Source organism: Paenibacillus sp. GCM10027630 (assembly GCF_042676305.1).
Classification (GTDB): Bacteria; Bacillota; Bacilli; order Paenibacillales; family NBRC-103111; genus Paenibacillus_S.
The window spans coordinates 96712-118588 of sequence record NZ_JBHTGY010000047.1 but is presented as its reverse complement, the minus strand read 5'-3'; the positions used below and the strand labels follow the sequence as shown (position 1 = coordinate 118588).

The window sequence follows — 21877 nt, the reverse complement described above, 5'->3', positions numbered from 1 at the left end:
GAAACTGGGGAAAATATATTTCAAAAAACAAAAATAATTATATAGTCACAGACTTAAATATGGAAAAACGAAGCCTACCGGTATAAAACATAAATTCAAAGGAATACGACTTCAACAGCGGCCAGAATCCTACATCCACCCCTCCAAAATGCACAAACGTAAAGGGCACGCCAAGGACGCCGCAAGGCGCTTTTTTTGTAGCGGGTAATCTAAGTATGCTTAGTGCCTCATATTGTGATCCATTTGCATGGGCATTGCTTTAGCAAGCAGGATAGAACCGTCTTGTTCATTTCACTTTACATCCCACCCGAGCAGATCTACGGTAAAGTGAAGCGGAACTTGAGTGGAACGTCCTTCAGTATTACTTTTACTTTACTGCAAGCTGCATCCATACTTTTGGCGATGTTACCATTGCTTCCGAATCATGGAATTTTTCGTTAAACTGGGTTACAATGGCACGAGAGAGGACAGCTCCCAGTCATGTGGAAGTAAACCATACGAAGGCTGGAATAAGCGGAATCGTAATTTTCAAAAGCTTTGGTCAAATGCTCAACATGATGTCCAAGCTCTGTGACAAGCGCAGCTTTGTTCAAGTTAGGATTTAGCGTTTGACATGAATTCGGCAAATTCAATGGCATAATCAGAAGCTCCAAGTGTGCTTTGAGTCTTGCTTCATCCTTAGCGGCTGTTGCTTTTACATAATCAACGAAGAATGCATGTGAGTTTGCCATCCAGTTCCGAAAGCTTCTCCGGCATCTTTACCATATACAGAACCAATGGAGTCAGTCGGCTCATCGCTGTTAGTATTAAGCGCCGCTGCGGCGCCATCCAATCCTTTTTGCATAGTAAGTGCGCCAGGTACCCATGCTCAGCGAGCAGACGATCCACTGTAACTCGTAATTCGACTCCTAAAAAAAGCCAAAATCTATACCATAATCGTTCAGCTTGATAATAGCGGCTTCGCATCCAGCTTCATCCTTGGCAGCCGTTGCTTTTCATAATCTACAAGCCGGGAAAAAGTTTGCGATTAATCCAACCCATTATCCGTTTTTTTACGAAGATAGAACTGAAGGGAATATAAAGAAAGGAGATCCTTCATGAACGGAATTTTATCTGATCAGAAACTAATGGCACTTATAACGGAACGAGATGAGGAAGCTTTAAAAAAGCTGTACGACCGGTATGAAAGACCTGCATATGTTTTTGCTTACAGAATGGTAGCAGATGCTATGATGGCTGAGGAAATTATGCAGGAATTATTTCTAAGAATATGGACCGCGCCTGAACGGTTTGATGGAAATCAAGGTAAGCTGACCAGCTGGATATTCACGCTGACGCGCAATATTTCGATTGATTTACTGAGGAAGAAACGAAGCCGAACTACTGAGAAAATGGCGGAGTCTGAGGTACTCCAATATGTCGCCGATGAGAGGGTTAACACCGAAGTTGAAGTCGAAAGCATGTGGGTCGGCGAGCAGGTAAAAACAGCGGTAGATGGATTAAATAAGGATCAAAAACAAGTTGTGGAATGGATATATTACCAAGGTTATACACAGCATGAGGTCGCGGAGCGGCATTCCATACCGCTCGGAACGGTAAAAAGCAGGGCACGATTAGCGATGAAGCAGCTCCAGCAGAGATTGCGTGATGTGGGAAGGAGGGAGTTTGGAAATGAGTAGCGGTACTGATGAGGCGATGTGTGAGTGGCTGGAGATGTATGCGCTGGATGGATTGGAAGAGCATGAGAAAGTAGCTTTTGAGTATCATTTGACCCATTGTGCATTATGCCGCAATCAACTGATTGAGCTCAAGCAAGTTGTTAACCTGCTGCCTCTGGCTTCCGACCAGGCACCGATCCCTGAGGGAATGCGTGACAGAGTGCTCGGCTCTATATTGGGCAAGGCTGCAGTTGACAAGTCAGGAACTAATGCAGAGGCTGGCGTGGAGAATGAAACACCGGGAAGGCTCGCCTCACAGGGCCGAAGGTCTGCTCCAAGCGCAAGGGAAGCTGTAAAAGAGGTAGCGAACTCGTCAGAGCTTAGCAGGCGCGCCGTACAAACGGAGCGAACCGCCCGCAAATCCGCTTACTGGCGTTGGGTGAGCGTAGGGCTTACCGCTGCGGTAATAGGAATGGGGTTATATACCTATCAGCTTAATAATAGGTTGGGCGCATTGCGGATGGAGCTGCTCGCTGCGAATCAAGAGGTCGCTAAAGCAGGAACAGAGCTGGCCCAAGCAACCTCGAAATTAATCTCAATGAACAAACCAACGGAAGCGTTGAAGGTGAACCGGATCGTGAGCCTGAGTCCAGCAGCGGAGAGCTTTGTTTCTAAAGGCTTGGCGACTATTGTTATTGATGCCAAAGGAACGCATTTGATCGTGCAAGCGGAGGAGCTTCCACAAATCAAGCAGGATGAAGCTTTCCAGGTATGGTTAATTAAAGACAATCAACCTGTAAATGCGGGTACATTCTACCCTCGGGATGGAAAAGGTGCACTCTACTATACATTCGAACCCAAGGAATACGATAATGTAGTCATTACACTTGAACCTGATGCTCATGGCGAGAAGCCTAGAGGTGCAATAGTATTGGCAGCTGGTTTGAAGAGTTAATAAGGGTTCTAAATTGGTCAAGTGATGTTAGCAAAGTGATATTTTATTAATCTTAGATAATGGCTTAGGAGCAGCAGAAGCAAACGCTCAAATTAACAAGCGTGCAGCTCTTGATTTTGATATAGAATAGTAGGAGCGGCCTGTGGCAAATATTCAAGTGTACAGCATGAAGTGAATCCGAATATAAATGACACTTTGTTTGCTGCTATCCGATCATGATCACATCAAATTATGATTCCGGAGGGAAAAGCTATGAAAGAGCTCGATATTCAACGTATTTCAATTGAACACCTGTCTGATAGTCTTGCATTGTCGCAATTTGCATTTCAGTATGAGCTTTCAGCAGAGAAGCTGGAGGAAAGACGGTCGCAATATAATGAAACGGAAAATTGGGGGGCTTATGTGGATGGCAAGCTGGCCGCTCGTATGACGATTCTTGACCTGCACACCTGGTTGTTCGGCAAGCGCTGGGCAATGGGGGGGATAGCAGGTGTTGCCACTTGGCCCGAATACCGCCGGGGCGGATTAGTCGCCGGATTGTTACATAACGCGCTTCATGTGATGAAAGAGCAAGGGCAGACGTTATCCTTCCTGCATCCTTTTCAATTCGCATTTTACCGTAAGTTCGGTTGGGAGACTTATACGGAAACAAAGAAGTATGAGATTCCTACAGCGCTGCTTCCTAAGCTGCCTCCACAACCGGGACATGTAGCTCGGGTTGGTGAGGATATTGAACTGTTGAACCGTATTTATAGCGAATATGCATCGAGATATAATGGATCATTGGACCGAGATGAGGCTTGGTGGAAACGGCGTATTTTTGCCAACAGGAAAGGTTCGGCCGCTGTATATTATGATGCCGATGGAAGGGCGAGCGGTTACGTTCATTACCAAGTGAAAGAGTCGGTGCTTCAAATTCATGAACTCGTTTCATTAAATTTGAGAGCAGCAAAAGGATTATGGCGCTTCATCGCTGATCACGATTCTATGATTGATAAGGTGACTTTAAACGCGCCGCTCGATGACCAGCTGCCATTTGTGCTTGATAATCCTCGGATCAAACAGGAGATCATCCCTTATTTTATGGCGCGTATTGTGGATGTGAAGCCATTTATGGAGCAGTTTCCTTTTGCCAAGGATACGTCAGGGAATGGTGGCCGTTTGACAATGTTTGTGACCGATGCGCATGCAAGCTGGAACAATGGGTTGTTCGTCATTGAGGTTGATTCTGATGGGAATGCCCGAATTGAGGCTAAAGAGCTGCCGGCGAAAGATGGTAACGATGAACCAATCTGTGACTTATCTTGTAATATTTCTACATTGACCGCCATGTTCATGGGCTACCGGCGCCCTTCCTTTATGAATCAGATTGAACGTTTGAAGGGTGAAGAGGCCGCTGTAAGTCATCTGGAGGCTCTTATTCCTCATCGCTCGACGTATCTACCTGATTTCTTCTAAGCAATAAATTGACCCTGGATTTCTTTGTTCTAAAAAATCCATAGTTATGGGTAACCCTCACTGCTGAGAAAATAGCAGATGGGGTTTTTTTTATTTTTCGGCTGCTTTCCGATTAGTATTGCAATATTAAACCACGTTCATGCATGACTACCGTTGTGAAGGGACATGGGTTTCTTGTAAGGAATGGGCAGCAGTCGCCTTAGGTCGGACCTCGGCCCCGACTTTGGTCTAGGTGCAAAAACCGCCGCAGGTCCGTTTTGAAAAAGACTCAAAAACCCTAGAATAAGAACATAAGCAAACGACATTACAACGAAAGGCGGTGAATACATAAATGAAAATGAATCGGCATATTGGCTTGGCGCTGCTGCTCATTTTGCTAGGCGCATTGATACTGTTAAATAAATTTGGCGTTCATACCGGACACTTGATGGGTTATTTATTCCCGGTTGCTATGATCGGCCTTGGTTGGTTGGGATTGAAAAACGGTAAATCCTTTATCGGATTCATCTTAATAGCAATTGGTGGTTTGACCCTGATGGCTAAATTATCTGGCTTAATCGCGATTGCCCTGGCAATTGGGTTGATCATCTACGGATTTTCGCTTCTCAAGAAGAAATCAAACGTTTATTAAGATGAATGTTGAATAGAGCGAAAGAGTGTAGACGAAAGGGTTAGAGGAATTTGGAGAAAAGGTGGTTAGAGCATGAGTTTAGGTAAGAGGTTTAGAGACATTACAGTAGCAAGCTTTAATGAGATGCTGGAGCAATCGGAAGATCCGGTTCGTTTGATAGATAAGTACTTAGGAGCCCAAGCGGATCAAATCCGCGAATCAGAGCGGCTGTTACAGCAATGCCTGTCACATGCGGCAACGCTGAGACAGACCTACATCTCCGCAACACAGCTCAAGGAGCGCCGCGAGCAGCAAGCGTTGGTTGCGTTGAAGGCTGGCGAGGAGGAGATGGCTCGCATAGCACTCCAAGAGAAGCTGCAGCAAGAAGAACGCAGCGCTCAGTATAAGACGCTGTACGAGCAGAGCAAGCTCGGTATTGTCGAGCTTGAGCAGCAGCTGCAGCAGTTGAAGGCCGACTTCGATGAAGTCGCATCGAAGCGCAGCTACTACATCGCGCGCCTCGAAAGCTTGCGGCTGCAGCAGCGTATGAATGAGCGGATGCGCGGAATGGGCGTCGGCCCAGGCGGTACTCCGCCGCGGATGTTCGACCGGCTCGAGGAGCGGGTCGCTGATATGGAGCTATCGGCACGCACTCTGCGTGAAGTCCGCTCGTATGGTAAAGAAGCTGTAATGTCTGCGGGTAATGCCGCAGCTCAGATTCTGGATCATGAGATGGCAAAGCTTAAATCGAAACTAGAAAAGGAAGGCTGGATGCGATAATGAAGAAGTTATACCGTTCACGCAGTGACCGTATGATAACCGGCCTAAGTGGCGGCTTGGCCGAGGTGTTTGGCATCGATTCTACTTGGATTCGTTTGCTGCTGGTAATTACGGCATTCTTCTCCGGAGGCGTTGTTATTCCTCTGTACTTCTTGGCAGTAATTGTTATTCCAAAAGAACCTTTTGCAGGAGGTCCCTTTGGTCCGGGCTACGGCTTCGAAGGAGGTCATGGGCAAGGCGGATGGAATGGTGATGCAGCATGGCAGCAATGGGGAAAACAGTGGGGCGGCGGTAAAAAGCGTCACTGTGGCTCTAACAAATACCAATATGGAGATCGCCGCGAATATGAGGCGCAATATAATCCATTTGAAGGACAGCAAGGACAAGGACAAGCCGGAACTGATTTTGACGATAAAATGAAAGACATTGAGAAGAAAGCCATGTGGAGAGAAATAGAAGAGCTGCGCGCAAAAGTGGCTAGTTATGAAAAAAACCAACAAACAAAAGGAGAAGTGTAAACCATGGGCGTATTTTCCAGAATTAAAGATATGACGAAAGCATCTATTCACGAGGTATTGGATAAAGTTGAGGATCCTATCGTAATGCTGAATCAATATTTGCGTGACATGGAGGAAGAAATTGCGCAAGCGGAAGTTACAGTTGCCCGTCAAATTGCTAATGAGCGCAAGGTGAAGGAGCGTCTTGAAGAAGCGATTCGTCTGACTGGACAACGTGAGGAGCAAGCGAAGGAAGCGTTGAAGAATGGACAAGAGGCTACCGCACGCCAAGCCTTAGAGCAGAAGCTTTATTACGAAGCCAAAATCTCTGAGTATGCGGAATCGCATGAGCAATCCAAACTGCAAGCTGAAGGATTGGTTCAACAGCTGCATGAGATGAAGGATGCATTCTATCAAATGCGCAATAAGCGCAGCGAGCTTATCTCTCGTGCACAATTGGCAAGAGCAAAGCGCCAAATGGCTGAGGTGACAGCAAGCAATGTTATCGAAGGCGGCAACGCGGCTAAAGGCTTCCGTCGTATGGAGGAAAAAATTGTGACGCTTGAGGTTGAAGCTGAAATTGCCGGTAAACCTTATGTAAGTGGCTATCCGACAGGCGGTTATGCAGGCACAACTACTTACCAAGCAGCTGACGCAGCGAAGCAGCAAAAGGTCGATGATCAATTGCAATTGCTGAAGGAGAAAATGAGCGCTGAGAAATCGCAATAATAAGCAGCTCGCCTAGAATACAGTCTCATTTGGGAGAGGGAAAATCCTCTTTGAGGAAGATTCAAATTGTGATATGCTAGTTAGGGCTTAAAGCCATAGGGCCGATTCTTCGCCGCTATGGCTTTTCTCTCTAACTACACCAACTATCTGGAAGTTTGTTTGATTGTCTTGGTTTTGTGAATTGTTATTCATCCGGTTACGGAAGGATAAGGGAATGGCATGGAAAGTTTACGGCCGCCTTTGAAATCTATGTTGCTACCACTAAATAATTTTAAGGCAACGTGGATTTCAAGAGTGGTGGAATGCCATCCCTTTCCTGAAGTTAACTATTCGATGAAGAACAATTCACAGCCTTTGTTCCTTCAAACAATCTTCCAGAATACCAACAAGAATTTGCACAAGAAAGGAGGCAGCACGGATGAAAAAATTTTATGGAAACCGTAACCGTAATCGAAACCACAACCGCAATGTGGCGCTCATTTTGATAGGGGTAGGCGTATTCTTGCTTGCGAACAATCATTGGGGCTTTTTTACCGTGCTGGCTCTTGTGCTCATTTTTGTTGGTATTAATAAACTTCGTTCAGCTTCGCCGCGTAAAGGTTATGTTTTAATTGGCATAGGGGCTGTTATTTTAATGGGCGGTAACATTTCGCTGCTAATTGCCGTCATACTTATATCCCTCGGATTTTTCTATATACGTTCCAAGCAGCTGCATCGCAATGAAAGCTACGTCAAGAAAAGCCTTATCGAAAGCATTAAGTGGGGTAAGGAACCATGGGTTCTTAGAAACAGCTCAATATGGAATGTCATTGGAGAACTGCAGATTGATCTGACCTATGCAATTCCAGAACAAAGGGAAACTACCATCGTGCTGCAGGGCGTAATTGCTGATGTAGATATTATTGTACCTGAGGATATGGGAGTATCCGTCGTTTCCTCAGTAGTGTTCGGGGAATCGGATGTCGGTCCGAATAAAGAATCAGGCATTTTAAATAAAACGGTATGGCAATCAGCCAATTACGAAACGGCAGATAATCAAGTTAAATTGATGATTTCTTACATCATCGCAGATATTGATATAAAAATTGTGTAGCTAGTTTAGCCTATAAGCCGCAAGCGGGTTAACCGGGAGGTACTTAGTCAATGGAAAGGCATGATAAACGTCTGACCAATATGATATGGCAAAGCATGGGTGAGTCGATGGGGCTCAGCCTTGTTTTGTTTGGCGTTATTGTGTACTTTCTTCACTCCAATGGCTATATTAAGCAGTTCGACTCTTGGCAGGAGGGCGTAAAGCTAAGTCTGACCCTTATCGTCATCGTGGTGATAATGGGGGGTACATATGGTCTGTGGTACAGCAGCAAAATAAGGCGGAGACTGGAGCTGCTCAGAGAGGCTATGCTTTCTCTGGAAAAAGGGAATTTGAGCCGTACAGTGCCCAATCTGGGCGAGGACGAGATAGGTCGGCTTGGTGAACAGCTTAATGGCATTACGAAGAAGTGGGAAGAGCAGGTAACATCGCTGCAGCGATTATCCAGTAATAACGCCCAATTAGCGCAAAAAGCCAAATATTCAGCGATTGTGGAGGAACGGCAGCGTTTGGCAAGAGAGCTGCATGATGCTGTGAGTCAGCAGCTGTTCGCAATTTCAATGACGGCAACGGCCGTCGGCCGGACGCTCGATAAGGATTTTGACAAGGCGCAGCGGCAGATTCATCTAATTGAGGAAATGGCATCTGTTGCGCAGTCGGAAATGCGTGCGCTGCTGCTGCATTTAAGGCCTGTCCATCTTGAAGGCAAGCGGTTATCGGAAGGCTTAGTGGAGTTGCTGCAGGAATTGACGGCTAAAGTGCCGATGGAAATTACATGGGAGCTTGCAGAAGATATTCAGCTGCCCAAGGGCATTGAGGATCATTTATTCCGAATTGTGCAAGAGGCCATGTCCAATGCGCTTCGCCATTCCAAGGCGACTAAGTTGGAGGTTAAGCTGCTGCAGCCGTCTGCGGATTCCATACGGTTGCTTATCCGCGATGATGGTGTAGGCTTCGAGCTGGATGTTAAAAAACACTCATCCTACGGCATTGTCACCATGAAGGAACGAGTCAATGAGATTGGTGGATCATTAAACCTGATTACGGCTCCGGGTAAAGGCACACGGATTGATATACGGGTACCTATTATGACTAAAGGGGGAGATGAAGTTGGAGAACGAGACGGCGATTAAAGTGCTGCTGGTGGATGACCATGAAATGGTACGGATTGGTTTGGCTGCTGTACTAAGCACTGAAGATGATATTGAGGTAGTAGGGGAGGCAAGTAACGGAGCAGATGGCATACGCCTCGCGCAGGAATACAAGCCGCATGTTGTATTAATGGACTTGGTTATGGAAGGGATGGACGGGATTGAAACGACTCGTCGTCTGCTTCAGCTGTACCCCGATTGTAAGGTTATTGTGTTAACCAGCTTTTTGGATGATGAAAAAATGTACCCGGTTATTGAAGCGGGGGCTTTCAGTTATTTGCTTAAAACGTCACGCGCGGCAGAAATAGCATCGGCTATCCGCGCTGCAGTTAAAGGACAGTCGATCCTGGAATCACAGGTTGCTTCGAAAATTATGAACCGCTTCCGTCAACCCAAGCTTGTAGCCCCGGCGCATGAGGATTTAACGGACCGTGAGATGGAGGTTCTGAGACTGATCGCTTCCGGTAAATCGAATCAGGATGTAGCGGACGAGTTGTTTATTGGTATTAAAACAGTCAAATTTCATGTGACCAATATCTTGGCCAAGCTGGGTGTTGAAGATCGCACACAGGCGGCAATATACGCATTTAAGAATGGTTTGGTCGAGTAGCAGCACAAGCGGCGGTGATACCGTCCCAGTAGATCCGCCAAATGCTCTGCAAACGGCTCTCAAAATACTCTTTACCATAATAAAACAACTGTAGAAAGCTTCCGTCCATCAAACATAAATAGGACGCAATCAAATCCTCGACAGGCTCTTCTTTGATAGTTCCTTCAAGAATCCCTTTTTTGAAAATCATTTGCAGTGAATCGGTTAGAGTTCGCTCGGTTTCAAGAAATTTCTGGTGAATTTTCTCTTGTAAGAAAGCGGGCGGAAACAGCATGACCCTCTTTATAAACGTAATTTTCTCCTCGCTAAGCAAGTAATTGTCGCATGAATCCTGCAAAATTCGAAATAATGTTTGTTCCACCGAGCACGCTTTTAATGAATCAATCAGCTGCTGAGTCCGGCACGACTGCTCTAAGAGGACATCCTCGAACAGCTTCATGAACAGCTCCTCTTTGCTTTTAAAATGAGCGTAAAGAGAAGGTGTCTTGATGCCCACTTCTTTGGCAATGTCGGATAAAGGAGTGCCTTCGTAACCGTTTCGTGCAAAATGATGCAATGCTGCTGTCTTAATAGCTGCTGCGGTCATGGTAGAATGTCTCCTCCTATTCTTTTGCATATAACAAATGTTAGTTAATGTTATATATGATAACATTTATAACGAGTTTTTCAATACTTTTATGAGATTAAACGCATTTATTTAAGTTTTATGTAATGTTACTTGACATGTTAAAAGCCCGCGTGTATGATACAGGTAACAGCATAACCACATGTTTTCTAGGGTTCCGCAACTATTATCGGTTGGACTGGTCCGAGAGAGGACACACGAATGGTTTCGTGCACACGGAGGGAGAAAAGCCCGGGAGAGATATCTTTGATATCTTCCCGGGCTTTTTTCTACTCGAATTTCGGGAGGGTATAAAGATGAGAAAAATCACACTGTGGATCACTTGTTTGTTGTTAGTCGGAACAGTTCTTCTAAGTGGATGTAACGCAAATCAACCCGCAGCGGGAGCTTCTACAGATGGGAAAAGCGGGGCTCCGGTTAAACTGGCTTTAAGCCCGTGGCCGGGCTGGTTTGTTTGGTACTTGGTCAAGGAAAAAGGCTTCTTTGAGAAAAATGGAGTCAATGTAGAATTGGTATGGTTTCCGGTCTACAGTGATTCACTAGCCGCTTTAGCTACAGGCAAAGTCGATGCAAACAGTCAAACGTTAAGCGATACATTAGCTCCTGCGAGCAAAAATATTCCTCTGAAGGCTGTATTGGTGAACGATAATTCATTCGGAGGAGACGGTATTGTAGTCAAACCGGGAATTCAGTCTTTGCAGGATCTAAAAGGAAAGAAAGTGGCAACTGAGCTCGGTACCGTCGATCATTTGTTGATGCTGACAGCTTTGGGCAAGTCGGGCTTGAAGGAGAAGGATGTTAACTATGTGAACATGACGGTGAATGATGCAGGCCCTGCTTTTATTGCCGGCAATTTGGATGCTGCTGTACTATGGGAGCCATTTTTGAGTAAAGCAATTGAAGAAGGTAAAGGAAAGCTGCTGTTTTCCTCTAAGGATACGCCTGGACTCATACCTGATTTATTAGTTTTTAAAGAAGAATTTACAAAGGGTCGTCCCGAGGATGTAAAAAAGATTATTCATGCGTGGTTCGATGCGTTGGACTATTGGAAAAAGAATCCGGAGGAATCTTTAAAAATTATGGCTAAGGCGGCAGAAACTCCGCTGGATGAGTACAAAAAAGGCGTTGATAGCGTGAAAATATTTACACCTGAGGACAATCTGAAAGCTTTTCAAAAAGATGAGGATTATACATCGTTGTTTTATACAGGCCAAAAGACAGGAGAGTTCCTGAAAGGGCTGGAAATGCTATCGTCCATTCCTAAGCTGGAATCGGTTATCGACAGCAGCTTCATAGAAGCTGTGGTTAAACAGCGGAAGTAGGAAGCGAAGCGGGGCTGACGCTTACGAAGTCGGTTTCGCTAAAGCGAAACCCTTAGGAGGAACACACATGAAAAAAAGAAGGCTTCGCTTATTTCAAATTCGCGGGGAGCTGAGCCGTTCAGCGTATACGTTCGGTGTAGCCGGCATATTCGTCCTGCTGCTATTGATCTGGAGTATATTCAGCTATGGGAATGTGGTGGGACGCACTTTTTTACCGACACCGGACCAAGTTCTGATTCAATTGCTTACACAGCTGTTTAATCCTGCCTTCTGGGAGCATATAGGGATTAGTATATATCGTGTAGGTATGGGCTTTCTGTTAGCTTGTGCTCTTGGTATCCCACTCGGCATCTTGGCAGGTACATTTCGGATTGCAGAATCCATTGTCGTACCTCCGACCGAGTTTATCCGTTATATGCCGGCAACAGCGTTCGTGCCGCTGATCATGGTGTGGGCGGGTATAGGTGAGGGCGCGAAGATAATGGTTATTTTTGTAGGCTGTTTTTTTCAGCTGATTCTGATGGTTGCGGATAATACAAGGGCGGTTTCGAACGATCTGCTGCAGGTTTCCTACACGATGGGGGCGAAGCGCTGGCAGGTGATTGAGAAGGTGCTGATTCCTGCATTGCTCCCTGATTTAATGAATACATTGAGATTGATTATTGGCTGGGCCTGGACGTACCTGGTTGTAGCGGAGTTGGTTGCGGCGAACAGCGGACTTGGATTTTCGATCATGAAGGCGCAGCGGTTTTTGAACACAGATATGATATTTGTCGGCATTATTATAATCGGGCTGCTTGGATTGGTGACGGACCGGGTATTCGCTTTTTGTCACAAACGCTTTTTTCCTTGGCAGGAAGGGAGGGCTTAAAAGATGATAGTAAGCGCAAATGCAGCTATGCAAGTAAGTGAAAAAGCTGATTTCATGGGTCTCACGGGTCCAATCAAGATTGAAGCTAAAGGAATTACGAAGGTGTATGGAGGGAAAAAGGGAGCTTTTACCGCACTCGATCCGGTATCCTTCGATATTCGCGAGAATGAGTTCGTCAGTTTTGTAGGACCGTCCGGCTGCGGGAAATCGTCGCTATTGCGGATTCTTGCCGGATTGGAGGAAGCGAGCTCAGGTGAGTTGTATATCTCAGGTAAGGAAATCGATGGGCCAGGCGTTGACAGAGGAATGGTGTTTCAATCGTACACGTTGTTTCCATGGCTGACTGTGCGGCAAAACATTGAATTTGGTCTGACGCTGAAGGGCGTACCCTTGTTCGAAAAACGGCAAATCGCGGACCATTTCATGGAGCTGGTACAGCTGACGAAGTTTGCCAAGTCGTTTCCGAAGGAGCTTTCAGGCGGGATGAAGCAGCGTGTGGCGATTGCGAGAGCGTTGGCTAACAATCCTGAGGTGCTGCTCATGGATGAGCCGTTTGGGGCATTGGACCCACAGACGAAAAATTCCATGCAGGAGATGCTGCTGAACCTGTGGGAGAAGGAAAAAACGACGGTTGTGTTTATTACACATGATATCGAGGAAGCGATATTCCTATCGCAGCGGGTGTATGTCATGCAGGCGCATCCTGGGCGTATCAAACAAACCGTGCAAATCCCTGCTGGCTTAAGAAGCAGTCCGGATGGCAGGGATTCAGATGCTTTCCTCAAGCTTAAAAGGCAGATCGTTGCACATATAGGGGAATCGCATGACCATGATTGATCATTAATTCGAATGATGCTGTATTATCCTGCAAGGTGCTGAAAAGTAATGCAAAGAGACGTTGTTCCTGATTAAAAGGAACGGCGTTTTTTTTTGTGAAAATTCAGTGCTTTTTAGCGATAAAGAGTGGGTACCCATTCTAATGTTGTTTAAGTCATGGAGCGAGAACATATGTTTAAAGGTTGCTTTCAATGGTAAAGGAAAAGGAACCAGGATACTCTTACGGCTGCCGAAAGAATGACGATAGATGGAAATCCTCCCGTTAATCCGGCCCGGATATCGTTTGAAAGCAAGCTAACTGGAAAAAACCCTGCTAATAAAGGTGATAGGGATGAGATCAGCCAAAATCCGTAGAATTAGCATGAGAAATTCCAGTTATAGGGCTTAGAAAGGTATTTTTCGGAGAAATAACGTGACATTTTCCTGATAATTGCGTAGGGTTCGCTAAGCTGCCATGTCATATGGAAAAATCAGCAGAAAGTACAGAGTAGAACAAAGAGGGAATGGATGTGGGATGGAAGAGCGATAGCGTCCGCCCTGGTCGTCACCTCCGGTGACTGCTCCGGTATGCAACCCGCCTGCAAGGCGTTTTTCTTAATTTTTTTATTTTTTTTTGAAAAAAGTGAAAGAAAATGGAGGTTTGTATCGTCTATATAATATGAGGGAAAAATGTGTAGAAATTGTACCGTAAAACCTTATACTTACGATGCAGGCTTTCCACAGGGAAGTACTTAGGAGGTGGCGTGATGGCCGCAAGTGCCGAAGCAATTAAATGCACGGACTCTGTTCCGTTAACGCCTAATGAGAAGGTGGATTTACTCCGCCAGTATGAAAGCTATTGCTATCAAGTTGCTTTTTATATGTTGAATGATGGCGATCAGGCCAAGAGGGCCGCTGAACAGGCGCTTTTGGTTTTATATAAGCAGAATGAATGGTTTCACACCCCGGAGATTGCAAGGAAAGCTAAGGTTAAGCAGGCTGCGCTGCAGCAAGCGCTTGAATTACGTAAGAATGAGTTGAGAGAATTGGCTTGATGGAGAATAATTAGCTGCAAAAAAAGACGACCCGGAGTTCGTTTAAACGAAACGGAACGTCTTTTTAAATTTAACCGTTAAAAGTAGCTGTTCAGCAGCATTCCCTTTAAGGGAACTGGCAGGTAGGTTCGGATTGGGCTGTTGTCCCAGGCTTGAAGCCTGTAGTTGGTAAAAGCTTGGAACAATCCTTGATGCTTGTCGAGCAGCTGCTCGGAAGGCTGAGTGAGAAGCTGCTGTGCAGCATCTGTTAATGCACGGGCAAAGCCGTTCGGTCCACGAAGCTTAAACTGATACCGATTGAAGTCGTCGGTCGCCTGATCTTCTAAAGCATCGGTGTTGAGAGTTAGTGTACCATCGCTATTTGGCTGAATGCCAAGCTCCTTTAATGAAATACCGGCTAGCTTGCTCATCAGTGGATCGGCTGTGCCATTCTTCAATGGCGGTGTTCTATCGTGAATGGCGGTATGAAGTCCGTTATAACGGTCGACCAGCTCCTGCACCTCATGTTTGAGGGACACTATACCTGATCCATTGGAAGGTTCAACAGGCTCGAATGGGCCTTCATTTATGTCTGCGAACGGGAGTTCATGCTGCAGGACGCTTTCTTCTTGAGTCATGGCACGGCTGTCCATAGAAGATGAGTGGGAGTCATAGATCAGCTTGTCACCCGTTTGCCTCAGCTGATGGGCTGCTGTTAGTACGCTTGATACGCTGCGTGCTGTAGAGAGCGCAAATCGAATATAACCGTTCCCTTCCTCGTAAGGAGTGGTGGTGCTTGGAGCCCTGGATGATAAAGATCCAGGTTGTTTGACGGCACGCTTCCAAGCATCTTCGGAAGCATACCAAAGCGCCTGGGTCCGATATGTTCGTGATACTTGCGTCACATTAGTAAGCATATCCTTCACCTCACGTTCTTAAAAAAGAATACATTTTCCTTAATTATACAACAGTTAGTTAAATTTCGTAAATTGCTTCTTGACATAAAATATTAGTTTCCTGTATGATGACTAATTAACTCATTCAAAGGAGCTTTAAACATGGATTGGGTACAAACGTTGGTAATCATCCTTATAGTTGTTGTATGCGTATTGTTTTTGGCTTTTGTAGGGAAAAAATATTTGAAGTAATAGCATAGCCTTCCCCGGCTTCATAGGATAGAGTACATCTTTATCCATGGAGGCGATTTCAATTGATTCGCAAGCGCATCCCTAAGCAAGATGATAAAGCAATTTGGAATTTGATTGTTTTGCTGCTCGTTCCCTTTGCACGCAAAACACAGCCGAATTTGCGTGTGGATATGGCAACAGTCCGGGCGAGGCTTCGTCGTTGCACTACGTTTATAGCCTTGAATGGGGGACGTTCACCATCCGGATTCATTTCTCTAAAGTTTGAGAAGCATGCAATGTTCGTGGATATGCTGGCGGTCCATCCCCGTTCTCAAGGCAGAGGGCTTGGTTCCAGGCTGCTGGAGCATGCGGAGCGTGTAGCTCTTCAGGCGGGATACAATGAAGTGTGTCTTTGGGTGGATGAAGCAAACCGGTCGGCTCAACAATTTTATTCCTCTAGGCATTATGAGGCGGCCCATTATGATTCCACAATAAAATGCTATTTAATGGTTAAGCGGCTGCATCAGCATCGTTTCCAATCTATGTAACCATTAGAGGGCTTATTGATCATCTTTTCATCCAGGAGACAAGGCACTGATGCCATGTCTCCTTTTTCTTGCCTCTTTACATTTAAGGTGAGCTTAACCGCTTGGTCTCTCCACCTGTTCGTTGAAGATTTCGTTAAATAAATGCGAAGAGCAGTGCAACGAATGCCAAATCAAGCACAATTGATCTACCGAAAGGATTTGGAGTGAAGGGGGAAGGGGAGAAAGAAACCCTTGCTTTTGCTTTATTTTTGTTGCGTTTGACGGATGATTTCTTTGTTGATCTGAATCTGTTTGTTGCAGCAGTAGCCTCTCCGTTAAGAGTAATCTGACCATTGTCCAGTTTGGTTAAAATACCCACAATCTCTCCGCCATCCTTCAATATTATAAGTACGGGTTTACCGTAATGCTCCCTGCATTTTTCCTCATTAATTGGGTGTATGTGCCTCATTTTCTCACCTCCAGCTTTTATACTTCCAGAGTATGCATCAGGAAACCGGGCGATTGGACAATTGCCTAGGAGACTGGAGCCTAATTATAAGAACATTTTATACAGAATTAGATTGAATCTAAGCACTAATTTCGCTATGCTTAAATTTGTTTGGTATAGTAGATGACAAGGATTTAAAAATACATAATGAAAGAATGATGAAAATAATGACCAATACCGTATTTTTGCTTTTCGGGGCAACAGGAGATTTGGCTCGCCGCAAGCTATACCCCGCGATTTACAGCTTATATCGTGAACGTAAGCTGGGAGACCGTTTTGCTGTAGTCGGATTAGCGCGGAGGTCACGCACGAACGAGCAGTTCCGGCAGGATGTTCTTGATTCCATCAAGGAATTTGCGAGATACAATGTGACGAAGGATGAGCAATGGGAATCATTCGCTGAGCATTTCGAGTATATGTCGCTGGATATCAATGACGTTGAAGGCTTCAAGGAGCTGGGTAAGATAACCGAACGTTTGGATGCCAAGTTTGAAGTCGGCGGCAACCGTCTGTTCTACTTGGCGCTTGCACCTGAGCTGTTCGGCAATGTATCACATAATTTAAAAGAAGGCGGCTTACTGGAAACACAGGGTTGGGCGCGTCTTGTTATTGAGAAGCCTTTTGGCTACGACTTGCCATCGGCTGAAAAGCTGAATGCGGAAATTCGTCAAGTATTCGATGAAAAGGATGTTTACCGCATTGATCATTATTTAGGTAAAGAAATGGTGCAAAACATCAATGTGCTGCGATTTGCGAATGCGATTTTCGAGCCGCTGTGGAACAATAAGTTTATTTCCAACATTCAAATTACGCTTAGTGAAACTGTAGGTGTAGAGGATCGCGGCGGTTATTACGATCATTCCGGTGCGCTGCGCGACATGGGACAGAATCATATGCTGCAAATGCTGGCAATGATGGCTATGGAGCCGCCAAGTCGTCTGTCTCCAGAGGACATCCGTGATGAGAAGGTAAAAGTATTCCGTTCGTTACGCGGCTTCCAGTCCAATGAAGAGGTGCGCGCCAATACGGTTCGAGGCCAATATGCGGCTGGAAACATGAAAGGCAAGCATGTCCCCGGTTATCGCCAAGAGGATAAGGTTAATCCGGAATCGTCGACAGAGACGTATTTCTCAGCGCGTGTATTTGTAGATAATTTCCGCTGGGCTGGAGTTCCTTTCTACATTCGGACGGGCAAAAGACTGCCTGTGAAAACGACGGAAGTTGTAGTCGAGTTTAAAAATGTACCGAACAACGTGTACCTTTCCAAAAAGCATAAGCTGGAGCCCAACCTGCTTGTATTCCGCGTTAACCCTATGGAAGGCATTTATTTCAAAATGAATGCCAAGCAGCCTGGTTCAGAAGGAACTATCGTACCTGTGGCGATGGATTTCTGCCAAAGCTGCCAGGTTGGCTTGAACACACCAGAAGCTTATGAGCGTCTGCTGCATGATGCGGCCCGCGGAGATTCAACCTATTTCACGCGGTGGGATGAGGTAGCCTTGGCTTGGCAGTACGTGGATAAAATTGCGGCTGCTTGGCGTGAAAATTCGGATAATTTGCATCAATATCCAGCAGGTACTTGGGGACCTGAACAGAGCTATCAATTGCTTGAAGAGGATGGCTTCCGCTGGTGGCCGGTTAACGGGCAAGACGAGGGCGAAGTAGCTTGGGAGTTTATTCAACGTTAGCAGTTGAAGCCTGATGTGGCATCAGGCACTATTTCTTCAAGCTGGCGCCGCTTAAGCTGCCACGGATAGAGGCTGCGGCGTTAAAGGTACTTTTGCCGGGACACGAATAGTTAGGCGGGCGCAGAAAGATGCCGGCAGCGAAAACCTCCAATTCCACTTAGGTGGGGTTGGAGGTTTTTGTGCTGCCTGGTTCGGCGATATGTTTAAGGGCGGTGAACAGGAATGTTTGAAGGGACTTACCCGGGAATAGCCGGGACCAGATTCAAATTCAGTTCCTCATCAACATCTTTTTATAATTTCCGTCAATTCCATGCATCTTCAAAAAATAGACCATGTAAAAAAGATGCAGTCGAGGGCGTAACAGGATATAATAAGGAGAATGTGTCACAACTCGTTTCGACCATAAACAGAGAGCTATTAGCGTGGGGGGAATTTTTTTATGTCCAGACGGGCTTTTATCCGATGGATGCTTGGTTTGATCGTTATGATTAGTGCAGCAACTACAGCTTTGGTAAAATTGCTTCAAAGGTCCATTGAATCTCAAAATGTAGTTAAAGCTAAATCCGATCCAGTGGCAGCTTTACCCAAGCAGGAACCTCCTGAGTCTAAAGCAACGCCTGAGGATGACAAATCCCCGTTATTTTCGTTTATGCTGCTGAGTGATCTTCATATTTCAGTCTATGATCCGAATACAATCAAGCATATGAAGGAAGCGCTGGAGGATATAAAGAAGTTCGAATCCCCTATTGATGCAATTGTGTTGACAGGTGATTTAACGGACTATGGAGGAGATGACGGCTACGCAGAGCTCCAAAAGCTGTTGTCAGCCTACAAGCTGCCTCCCCTATATGCGAACATGGGCAATCATGATTATTATGATATTTGGATCGATAAGAAGGGAGCCTTTAACAAGGATACGGTTCCTAATGGAAAGACGGATTGGCAGGCTCGCGAACGCTTCCAGAAGTTTTTCAAAATGGATAAGACCTACCAAACCGCTGTGTTCAAAGGGTTTCCGCTCATCGTGATGTCTCAGGAAGCATATGTGCAGGAAAAGCCGGAGGTTGGGGAAGGCGCTTGGTATTCGGATGAGCAGATGGATTGGTTCAAGGAGCAGCTTGCTAAATATAACGGTAAACCGATGTTTGTTATGACCCATCAGCCGCTGCCTCCTATTGGTTCGGATGGCGGCAGCCATCAGTTGATCCGGGCGAAGCAGTTCCGCGAGCTGTTGAAATTTTATAAAAATGTGTTTGTCTTCTGCGGTCACAGGCATCAGGATTTTCAAAATGGTACAGAGCATTATGTGAAAGAGACATTCCACTACTTCCATAATTCATCCGTTGGACGGGTGCTTGGCCGTAATTTTCAGAATGATGCTACCAAAGATAAATCGCAAGGCTTGTACGTTCAAGTATTCAAGGATCATGTATCGGTGCGGGGACGTGAATTCAGCAATCGCAGTTGGTTAAAGGAAGCGGATTGGAATATTAAGCTAACTTATTGACAAGGAAGGAAATTCAATCAAATGAGCATGGATACACCACAAAAAATGCAAGAAGAGGTACTTAAACGCCGTACCTTCGCAATTATTTCCCACCCCGATGCGGGGAAAACAACATTAACTGAGAAGCTGCTACTGTTTGGAGGCGCTATTCGCCTTGCTGGAACGGTTAAAGGCCGGAAAGCGAGCAAGCACGCGACATCCGACTGGATGGAAATTGAGAAGCAGAGAGGGATCTCGGTAACGTCAAGCGTTATGCAGTTTGATTATGAGGGCCATCGGGTAAATATTCTGGATACCCCTGGTCACCAAGACTTCTCAGAAGATACCTATCGGACCTTAACCGCTGCGGACAGCGCGGTAATGCTGATCGATTCGGCCAAAGGGGTCGAGGCGCAGACCAAGAAGTTGTTCCAGGTATGCCGCAGACGGGGAATTCCGATTTTTACATTCATTAACAAGCTCGACCGTGAAGGCCAGAATCCGTTTGATTTGCTGGAGGAGCTGGAGCAAGTATTGGGCATTCGTTCCTATCCAATGAACTGGCCGATCGGCTCAGGCAAACAATTCCGTGGTGTGTATGACCGGGTGCAGACACAAGTGGAGCTATTCCAGGGCGATGATCATAAGGAAATTCAAGTGCAAAAGGTAAGCGGCTACGAGGATGATATTGTTAAGGGAATTGCAGGCGAATTTTTCTACGATCAGCTGGTGCAGGATTTGGAGCTTCTCGATGTAGCGGGGGATGAGTTTGATTTTGAAAAGGTACGCTCAGGTGAGCTGACACCTGTATTTTTTGGCAGTGCGGTCAATAATTTCGGTGTGCAGACGTTTCTTGAGAATTTCCTGAAGCTGGCACCGACACCTACCCCGCGGCGGAGCAACGAGGGCCAAATAGATCCTCTTAACGAGAAATTTTCGGGTTATATCTTTAAGATTCAAGCCAACATGAATCCTGCCCATCGTGACCGGATCGCGTTTCTGCGTATTTGCTCAGGTAAATTCGAGCGTGGAATGTCCGTTAAGCACGTGCGCGTAGGCAAGGATATTAAGCTGGCACAGCCTCAACAATTCCTTGCACAAGACCGTGATATCGTTGAAGAGGCCTATCCGGGCGATATCATCGGATTGTTTGATCCAGGTATATTTAGGCTTGGTGATTCATTATCTCAAGGTGGCAATGTGCAGTTCGATGAGCTGCCGACCTTTTCACCGGAGCTGTTCTCGAAAGTTACTGTGAAAAATGCCCTTAGGCATAAGCAGTTTCAAAAGGGCGTCGATCAGCTGACGGAGGAAGGCACCATTCAGGTGTTCAAAACGATTGGCTTTGAGGATATGATTCTCGGTGTCGTCGGCCAGCTTCAGTTTGAAGTATTTGAATACCGGATGAAGGGTGAATACGGAGTGGATGTAATGCTGCAGCGGACTAACTTCCAGTTTGCCCGTTGGCTGGTGGACGATAAAGATAAAATTGATCCAAGTAAATTCCGTATTAATTCCCAGCTTGTGAAGGATAAGGATGACAACTACGTCGTGTTATTCGAAAGCGAGTACGCAATGCGTTCAGCGATGGAGAAAAATCCGACCGCGAAATTTCTGGAGAACGCGCCTTGAGTTGTTTTGTGCTTGAGTAGCTTCATATGAAGTTAGTTGAGCTTAACAAGGCAAAGCAAGGCTTACGAAGCAGTTTCGCTATAACGAGACTCTTAGGAGGATAAAACCATGGATGTTCGGCATATTGCAATAACAGCGGGCTTCACGGTGCTGATGGCTTTTATGCTCTATCGAAGGTTTAAGCGTTCGGTTGGTTTCCAAAAGCTGACCCGAACCCGTCTGATTTTCCGGTCTGTAATGTTTGGAGTGCTGGGCTGCGTATTCCTTTATATGGGGATGCTGCATCCTATCAATTTTGTCGCGGACGTGGTTGGGATGGCTGGCGGCTTGGTGCTGAGCTACTATGCGGTCAAGCATCTGCGTTTCGAGAAAAGGCAGGACGGCTGGTATTATTGCACCCATATCGGAATAGAGGTTGCTGTGCTCGTATTATTTATGAGCCGGATTGGCTACAGATTGATCGGGATGTATCTGCAAGGCCCGGCGGCGCAGGCTGCCGCGGCTAATTCTATGCAGGATTTCACGAAAGATCCGTTGACGGTAGGCATTTTCTTCGTTCTGATTGCTTACTACATGCGATATTTTATTCACTTACTTCGAAAGGAAAAACAGCTCGATCTAGATACAAAATCAGCTTAAGTAAAGAGTCGGTTCTAATTCGCAGAGATTTGCGATTAGGCCGATTTTTTTGTTTTTTTGCCAT

The 21877-nt window shown here is 45.8% G+C and carries 23 protein-coding genes and 1 riboswitch; of the genes, 19 read left to right on the top strand and 4 right to left on the bottom strand.

Going from position 1 to position 21877, the window contains the following annotated elements:
* Nucleotides 1–694 precede the first annotated feature (694 nt).
* Entirely contained in the window at nucleotides 695–844 is a 150-nt protein-coding gene (locus ACFQ0C_RS23115) for a hypothetical protein (protein ID WP_379370001.1), read from the bottom strand.
* A gap of 253 nt (nucleotides 845–1097) precedes the next feature.
* On the opposite strand from ACFQ0C_RS23115, the gene ACFQ0C_RS23110 reads away from it, so the two are divergent.
* The 10 genes from ACFQ0C_RS23110 (at nucleotide 1098) to ACFQ0C_RS23065 (ending at nucleotide 9538) form a co-directional block, all read left to right on the top strand.
* Nucleotides 1098–1679 (top strand): RNA polymerase sigma factor, encoded by a 582-nt coding sequence (locus tag ACFQ0C_RS23110; RefSeq protein WP_379369999.1) that lies wholly within the window; start codon nucleotides 1098–1100, stop codon nucleotides 1677–1679.
* A complete protein-coding gene (locus tag ACFQ0C_RS23105; RefSeq protein WP_379369997.1) occupies nucleotides 1672–2613 on the top strand; it encodes an anti-sigma factor domain-containing protein in 942 nt (313 codons plus the stop codon). The genes ACFQ0C_RS23110 and ACFQ0C_RS23105 overlap by 8 nt, the downstream gene beginning before the upstream one ends.
* 252 nt (nucleotides 2614–2865) lie before the next feature.
* The gene (locus tag ACFQ0C_RS23100) at nucleotides 2866–4071 is read left to right on the top strand and encodes a GNAT family N-acetyltransferase (RefSeq protein WP_379369995.1); all 1206 of its coding nucleotides are present in this window, start codon (nucleotides 2866–2868) and stop codon (nucleotides 4069–4071) included.
* Nucleotides 4072–4402: 331 nt separating this feature from the next.
* The gene (locus ACFQ0C_RS23095; protein WP_258214814.1) at nucleotides 4403–4702 is read left to right on the top strand and encodes a LiaF transmembrane domain-containing protein; all 300 of its coding nucleotides are present in this window, start codon (nucleotides 4403–4405) and stop codon (nucleotides 4700–4702) included.
* A gap of 72 nt (nucleotides 4703–4774) precedes the next feature.
* Complete coding sequence (locus ACFQ0C_RS23090; protein ID WP_258214813.1) at nucleotides 4775–5461, top strand: PspA/IM30 family protein; 687 nt, start codon at nucleotides 4775–4777, stop codon at nucleotides 5459–5461.
* Complete coding sequence (locus ACFQ0C_RS23085; protein ID WP_258214812.1) at nucleotides 5461–5979, top strand: PspC domain-containing protein; 519 nt, start codon at nucleotides 5461–5463, stop codon at nucleotides 5977–5979. Before ACFQ0C_RS23090 ends, ACFQ0C_RS23085 begins: the two co-directional genes overlap by 1 nt.
* Nucleotides 5980–5982: 3 nt before the next feature.
* Entirely contained in the window at nucleotides 5983–6687 is a 705-nt protein-coding gene (locus ACFQ0C_RS23080; protein WP_258214811.1) for a PspA/IM30 family protein, read from the top strand.
* Nucleotides 6688–7105: 418 nt separating this feature from the next.
* Entirely contained in the window at nucleotides 7106–7780 is a 675-nt protein-coding gene (gene liaF / locus ACFQ0C_RS23075) for a cell wall-active antibiotics response protein LiaF (protein ID WP_379369991.1), read from the top strand.
* 50 nt (nucleotides 7781–7830) lie between these two features.
* Complete coding sequence (locus ACFQ0C_RS23070) at nucleotides 7831–8910, top strand: HAMP domain-containing sensor histidine kinase (RefSeq protein WP_379369989.1); 1080 nt, start codon at nucleotides 7831–7833, stop codon at nucleotides 8908–8910.
* Nucleotides 8888–9538 carry a response regulator transcription factor gene (locus ACFQ0C_RS23065; RefSeq protein WP_379369987.1) on the top strand — a complete coding sequence of 217 codons (651 nt, stop codon included), beginning with the start codon at nucleotides 8888–8890 and terminating at the stop codon, nucleotides 9536–9538. The genes ACFQ0C_RS23070 and ACFQ0C_RS23065 overlap by 23 nt, the downstream gene beginning before the upstream one ends.
* Here ACFQ0C_RS23065 and ACFQ0C_RS23060 read toward each other — a convergent pair.
* Nucleotides 9516–10124, bottom strand: a complete 609-nt coding sequence (locus ACFQ0C_RS23060; protein WP_379369985.1) for a TetR/AcrR family transcriptional regulator — start codon at nucleotides 10122–10124, stop codon at nucleotides 9516–9518. The two genes, ACFQ0C_RS23065 and ACFQ0C_RS23060, sit on opposite strands and share 23 nt — an antisense overlap.
* A 177-nt stretch (nucleotides 10125–10301) precedes the next feature.
* A riboswitch (guanidine-I (ykkC/yxkD leader) is annotated at nucleotides 10302–10403 on the top strand.
* Between the two features lie 56 nt (nucleotides 10404–10459).
* Between ACFQ0C_RS23060 and ACFQ0C_RS23055 the strand changes: the two genes are divergently transcribed.
* The 4 genes from ACFQ0C_RS23055 (at nucleotide 10460) to ACFQ0C_RS23040 (ending at nucleotide 14227) form a co-directional block, all read left to right on the top strand.
* Entirely contained in the window at nucleotides 10460–11485 is a 1026-nt protein-coding gene (locus tag ACFQ0C_RS23055; RefSeq protein ID WP_379369983.1) for an ABC transporter substrate-binding protein, read from the top strand.
* Nucleotides 11486–11552: 67 nt separating this feature from the next.
* On the top strand, nucleotides 11553–12356 hold the full coding sequence (locus ACFQ0C_RS23050) for an ABC transporter permease (protein WP_379369981.1): 804 nt from the start codon (nucleotides 11553–11555) through the stop codon (nucleotides 12354–12356).
* A 3-nt stretch (nucleotides 12357–12359) separates the two neighbouring features.
* Nucleotides 12360–13193 (top strand): ABC transporter ATP-binding protein, encoded by an 834-nt coding sequence (locus tag ACFQ0C_RS23045; protein WP_379369979.1) that lies wholly within the window; start codon nucleotides 12360–12362, stop codon nucleotides 13191–13193.
* A gap of 746 nt (nucleotides 13194–13939) precedes the next feature.
* Nucleotides 13940–14227, top strand: a complete 288-nt coding sequence (locus tag ACFQ0C_RS23040) for a hypothetical protein (RefSeq protein ID WP_379369977.1) — start codon at nucleotides 13940–13942, stop codon at nucleotides 14225–14227.
* A gap of 77 nt (nucleotides 14228–14304) precedes the next feature.
* Here ACFQ0C_RS23040 and ACFQ0C_RS23035 read toward each other — a convergent pair whose 3' ends face one another.
* Nucleotides 14305–15123, bottom strand: coding sequence for a hypothetical protein (locus ACFQ0C_RS23035; protein ID WP_379369975.1), 819 nt, complete (start codon nucleotides 15121–15123; stop codon nucleotides 14305–14307).
* Nucleotides 15124–15416: 293 nt separating this feature from the next.
* Between ACFQ0C_RS23035 and ACFQ0C_RS23030 the strand changes: the two genes are divergently transcribed.
* On the top strand, nucleotides 15417–15881 hold the full coding sequence (locus ACFQ0C_RS23030; protein WP_258214802.1) for a GNAT family N-acetyltransferase: 465 nt from the start codon (nucleotides 15417–15419) through the stop codon (nucleotides 15879–15881).
* 133 nt (nucleotides 15882–16014) lie between these two features.
* On the opposite strand, the gene ACFQ0C_RS23025 is transcribed toward ACFQ0C_RS23030, so the two are convergent.
* Nucleotides 16015–16329, bottom strand: a complete 315-nt coding sequence (locus ACFQ0C_RS23025) for an LSm family protein (protein WP_379369973.1) — start codon at nucleotides 16327–16329, stop codon at nucleotides 16015–16017.
* 206 nt (nucleotides 16330–16535) lie between these two features.
* On the opposite strand from ACFQ0C_RS23025, the gene zwf reads away from it, so the two are divergent.
* The 4 genes from zwf (at nucleotide 16536) to ACFQ0C_RS23005 (ending at nucleotide 21813) form a co-directional block, all read left to right on the top strand.
* Nucleotides 16536–18056, top strand: a complete 1521-nt coding sequence (zwf, locus tag ACFQ0C_RS23020) for a glucose-6-phosphate dehydrogenase (protein WP_258214800.1) — start codon at nucleotides 16536–16538, stop codon at nucleotides 18054–18056.
* 439 nt (nucleotides 18057–18495) lie between these two features.
* The gene (locus tag ACFQ0C_RS23015) at nucleotides 18496–19563 is read left to right on the top strand and encodes a metallophosphoesterase family protein (protein ID WP_379369971.1); all 1068 of its coding nucleotides are present in this window, start codon (nucleotides 18496–18498) and stop codon (nucleotides 19561–19563) included.
* A 27-nt stretch (nucleotides 19564–19590) separates the two neighbouring features.
* Nucleotides 19591–21174 carry a peptide chain release factor 3 gene (locus tag ACFQ0C_RS23010; RefSeq protein ID WP_379370019.1) on the top strand — a complete coding sequence of 528 codons (1584 nt, stop codon included), beginning with the start codon at nucleotides 19591–19593 and terminating at the stop codon, nucleotides 21172–21174.
* A 108-nt stretch (nucleotides 21175–21282) separates the two neighbouring features.
* Complete coding sequence (locus ACFQ0C_RS23005) at nucleotides 21283–21813, top strand: CcdC protein domain-containing protein (protein WP_379369969.1); 531 nt, start codon at nucleotides 21283–21285, stop codon at nucleotides 21811–21813.
* Nucleotides 21814–21877: the final 64 nt, after the last annotated feature.

Coding starts and splice junctions, on each gene's coding strand:
- ACFQ0C_RS23015 (WP_379369971.1), top strand. CDS start 18,496: ATGTCCAGACGGGCTTTTATCCGATGGATGCTTGGTTTGATCGTTATG.
- ACFQ0C_RS23050 (WP_379369981.1), top strand. CDS start 11,553: ATGAAAAAAAGAAGGCTTCGCTTATTTCAAATTCGCGGGGAGCTGAGC.
- ACFQ0C_RS23090 (WP_258214813.1), top strand. CDS start 4,775: ATGAGTTTAGGTAAGAGGTTTAGAGACATTACAGTAGCAAGCTTTAAT.
- liaF (WP_379369991.1), top strand. CDS start 7,106: ATGAAAAAATTTTATGGAAACCGTAACCGTAATCGAAACCACAACCGC.
- ACFQ0C_RS23010 (WP_379370019.1), top strand. CDS start 19,591: ATGGATACACCACAAAAAATGCAAGAAGAGGTACTTAAACGCCGTACC.
- ACFQ0C_RS23025 (WP_379369973.1), bottom strand. CDS start 16,329: ATGAGGCACATACACCCAATTAATGAGGAAAAATGCAGGGAGCATTAC.
- ACFQ0C_RS23080 (WP_258214811.1), top strand. CDS start 5,983: ATGGGCGTATTTTCCAGAATTAAAGATATGACGAAAGCATCTATTCAC.
- ACFQ0C_RS23055 (WP_379369983.1), top strand. CDS start 10,460: ATGAGAAAAATCACACTGTGGATCACTTGTTTGTTGTTAGTCGGAACA.
- ACFQ0C_RS23115 (WP_379370001.1), bottom strand. CDS start 844: ATGCAAAAAGGATTGGATGGCGCCGCAGCGGCGCTTAATACTAACAGC.
- ACFQ0C_RS23070 (WP_379369989.1), top strand. CDS start 7,831: ATGGAAAGGCATGATAAACGTCTGACCAATATGATATGGCAAAGCATG.
- ACFQ0C_RS23005 (WP_379369969.1), top strand. CDS start 21,283: ATGGATGTTCGGCATATTGCAATAACAGCGGGCTTCACGGTGCTGATG.
- ACFQ0C_RS23035 (WP_379369975.1), bottom strand. CDS start 15,123: ATGCTTACTAATGTGACGCAAGTATCACGAACATATCGGACCCAGGCG.
- ACFQ0C_RS23085 (WP_258214812.1), top strand. CDS start 5,461: ATGAAGAAGTTATACCGTTCACGCAGTGACCGTATGATAACCGGCCTA.
- ACFQ0C_RS23040 (WP_379369977.1), top strand. CDS start 13,940: ATGGCCGCAAGTGCCGAAGCAATTAAATGCACGGACTCTGTTCCGTTA.
- ACFQ0C_RS23095 (WP_258214814.1), top strand. CDS start 4,403: ATGAAAATGAATCGGCATATTGGCTTGGCGCTGCTGCTCATTTTGCTA.
- zwf (WP_258214800.1), top strand. CDS start 16,536: ATGACCAATACCGTATTTTTGCTTTTCGGGGCAACAGGAGATTTGGCT.
- ACFQ0C_RS23100 (WP_379369995.1), top strand. CDS start 2,866: ATGAAAGAGCTCGATATTCAACGTATTTCAATTGAACACCTGTCTGAT.
- ACFQ0C_RS23110 (WP_379369999.1), top strand. CDS start 1,098: ATGAACGGAATTTTATCTGATCAGAAACTAATGGCACTTATAACGGAA.
- ACFQ0C_RS23105 (WP_379369997.1), top strand. CDS start 1,672: ATGAGTAGCGGTACTGATGAGGCGATGTGTGAGTGGCTGGAGATGTAT.
- ACFQ0C_RS23060 (WP_379369985.1), bottom strand. CDS start 10,124: ATGACCGCAGCAGCTATTAAGACAGCAGCATTGCATCATTTTGCACGA.
- ACFQ0C_RS23045 (WP_379369979.1), top strand. CDS start 12,360: ATGATAGTAAGCGCAAATGCAGCTATGCAAGTAAGTGAAAAAGCTGAT.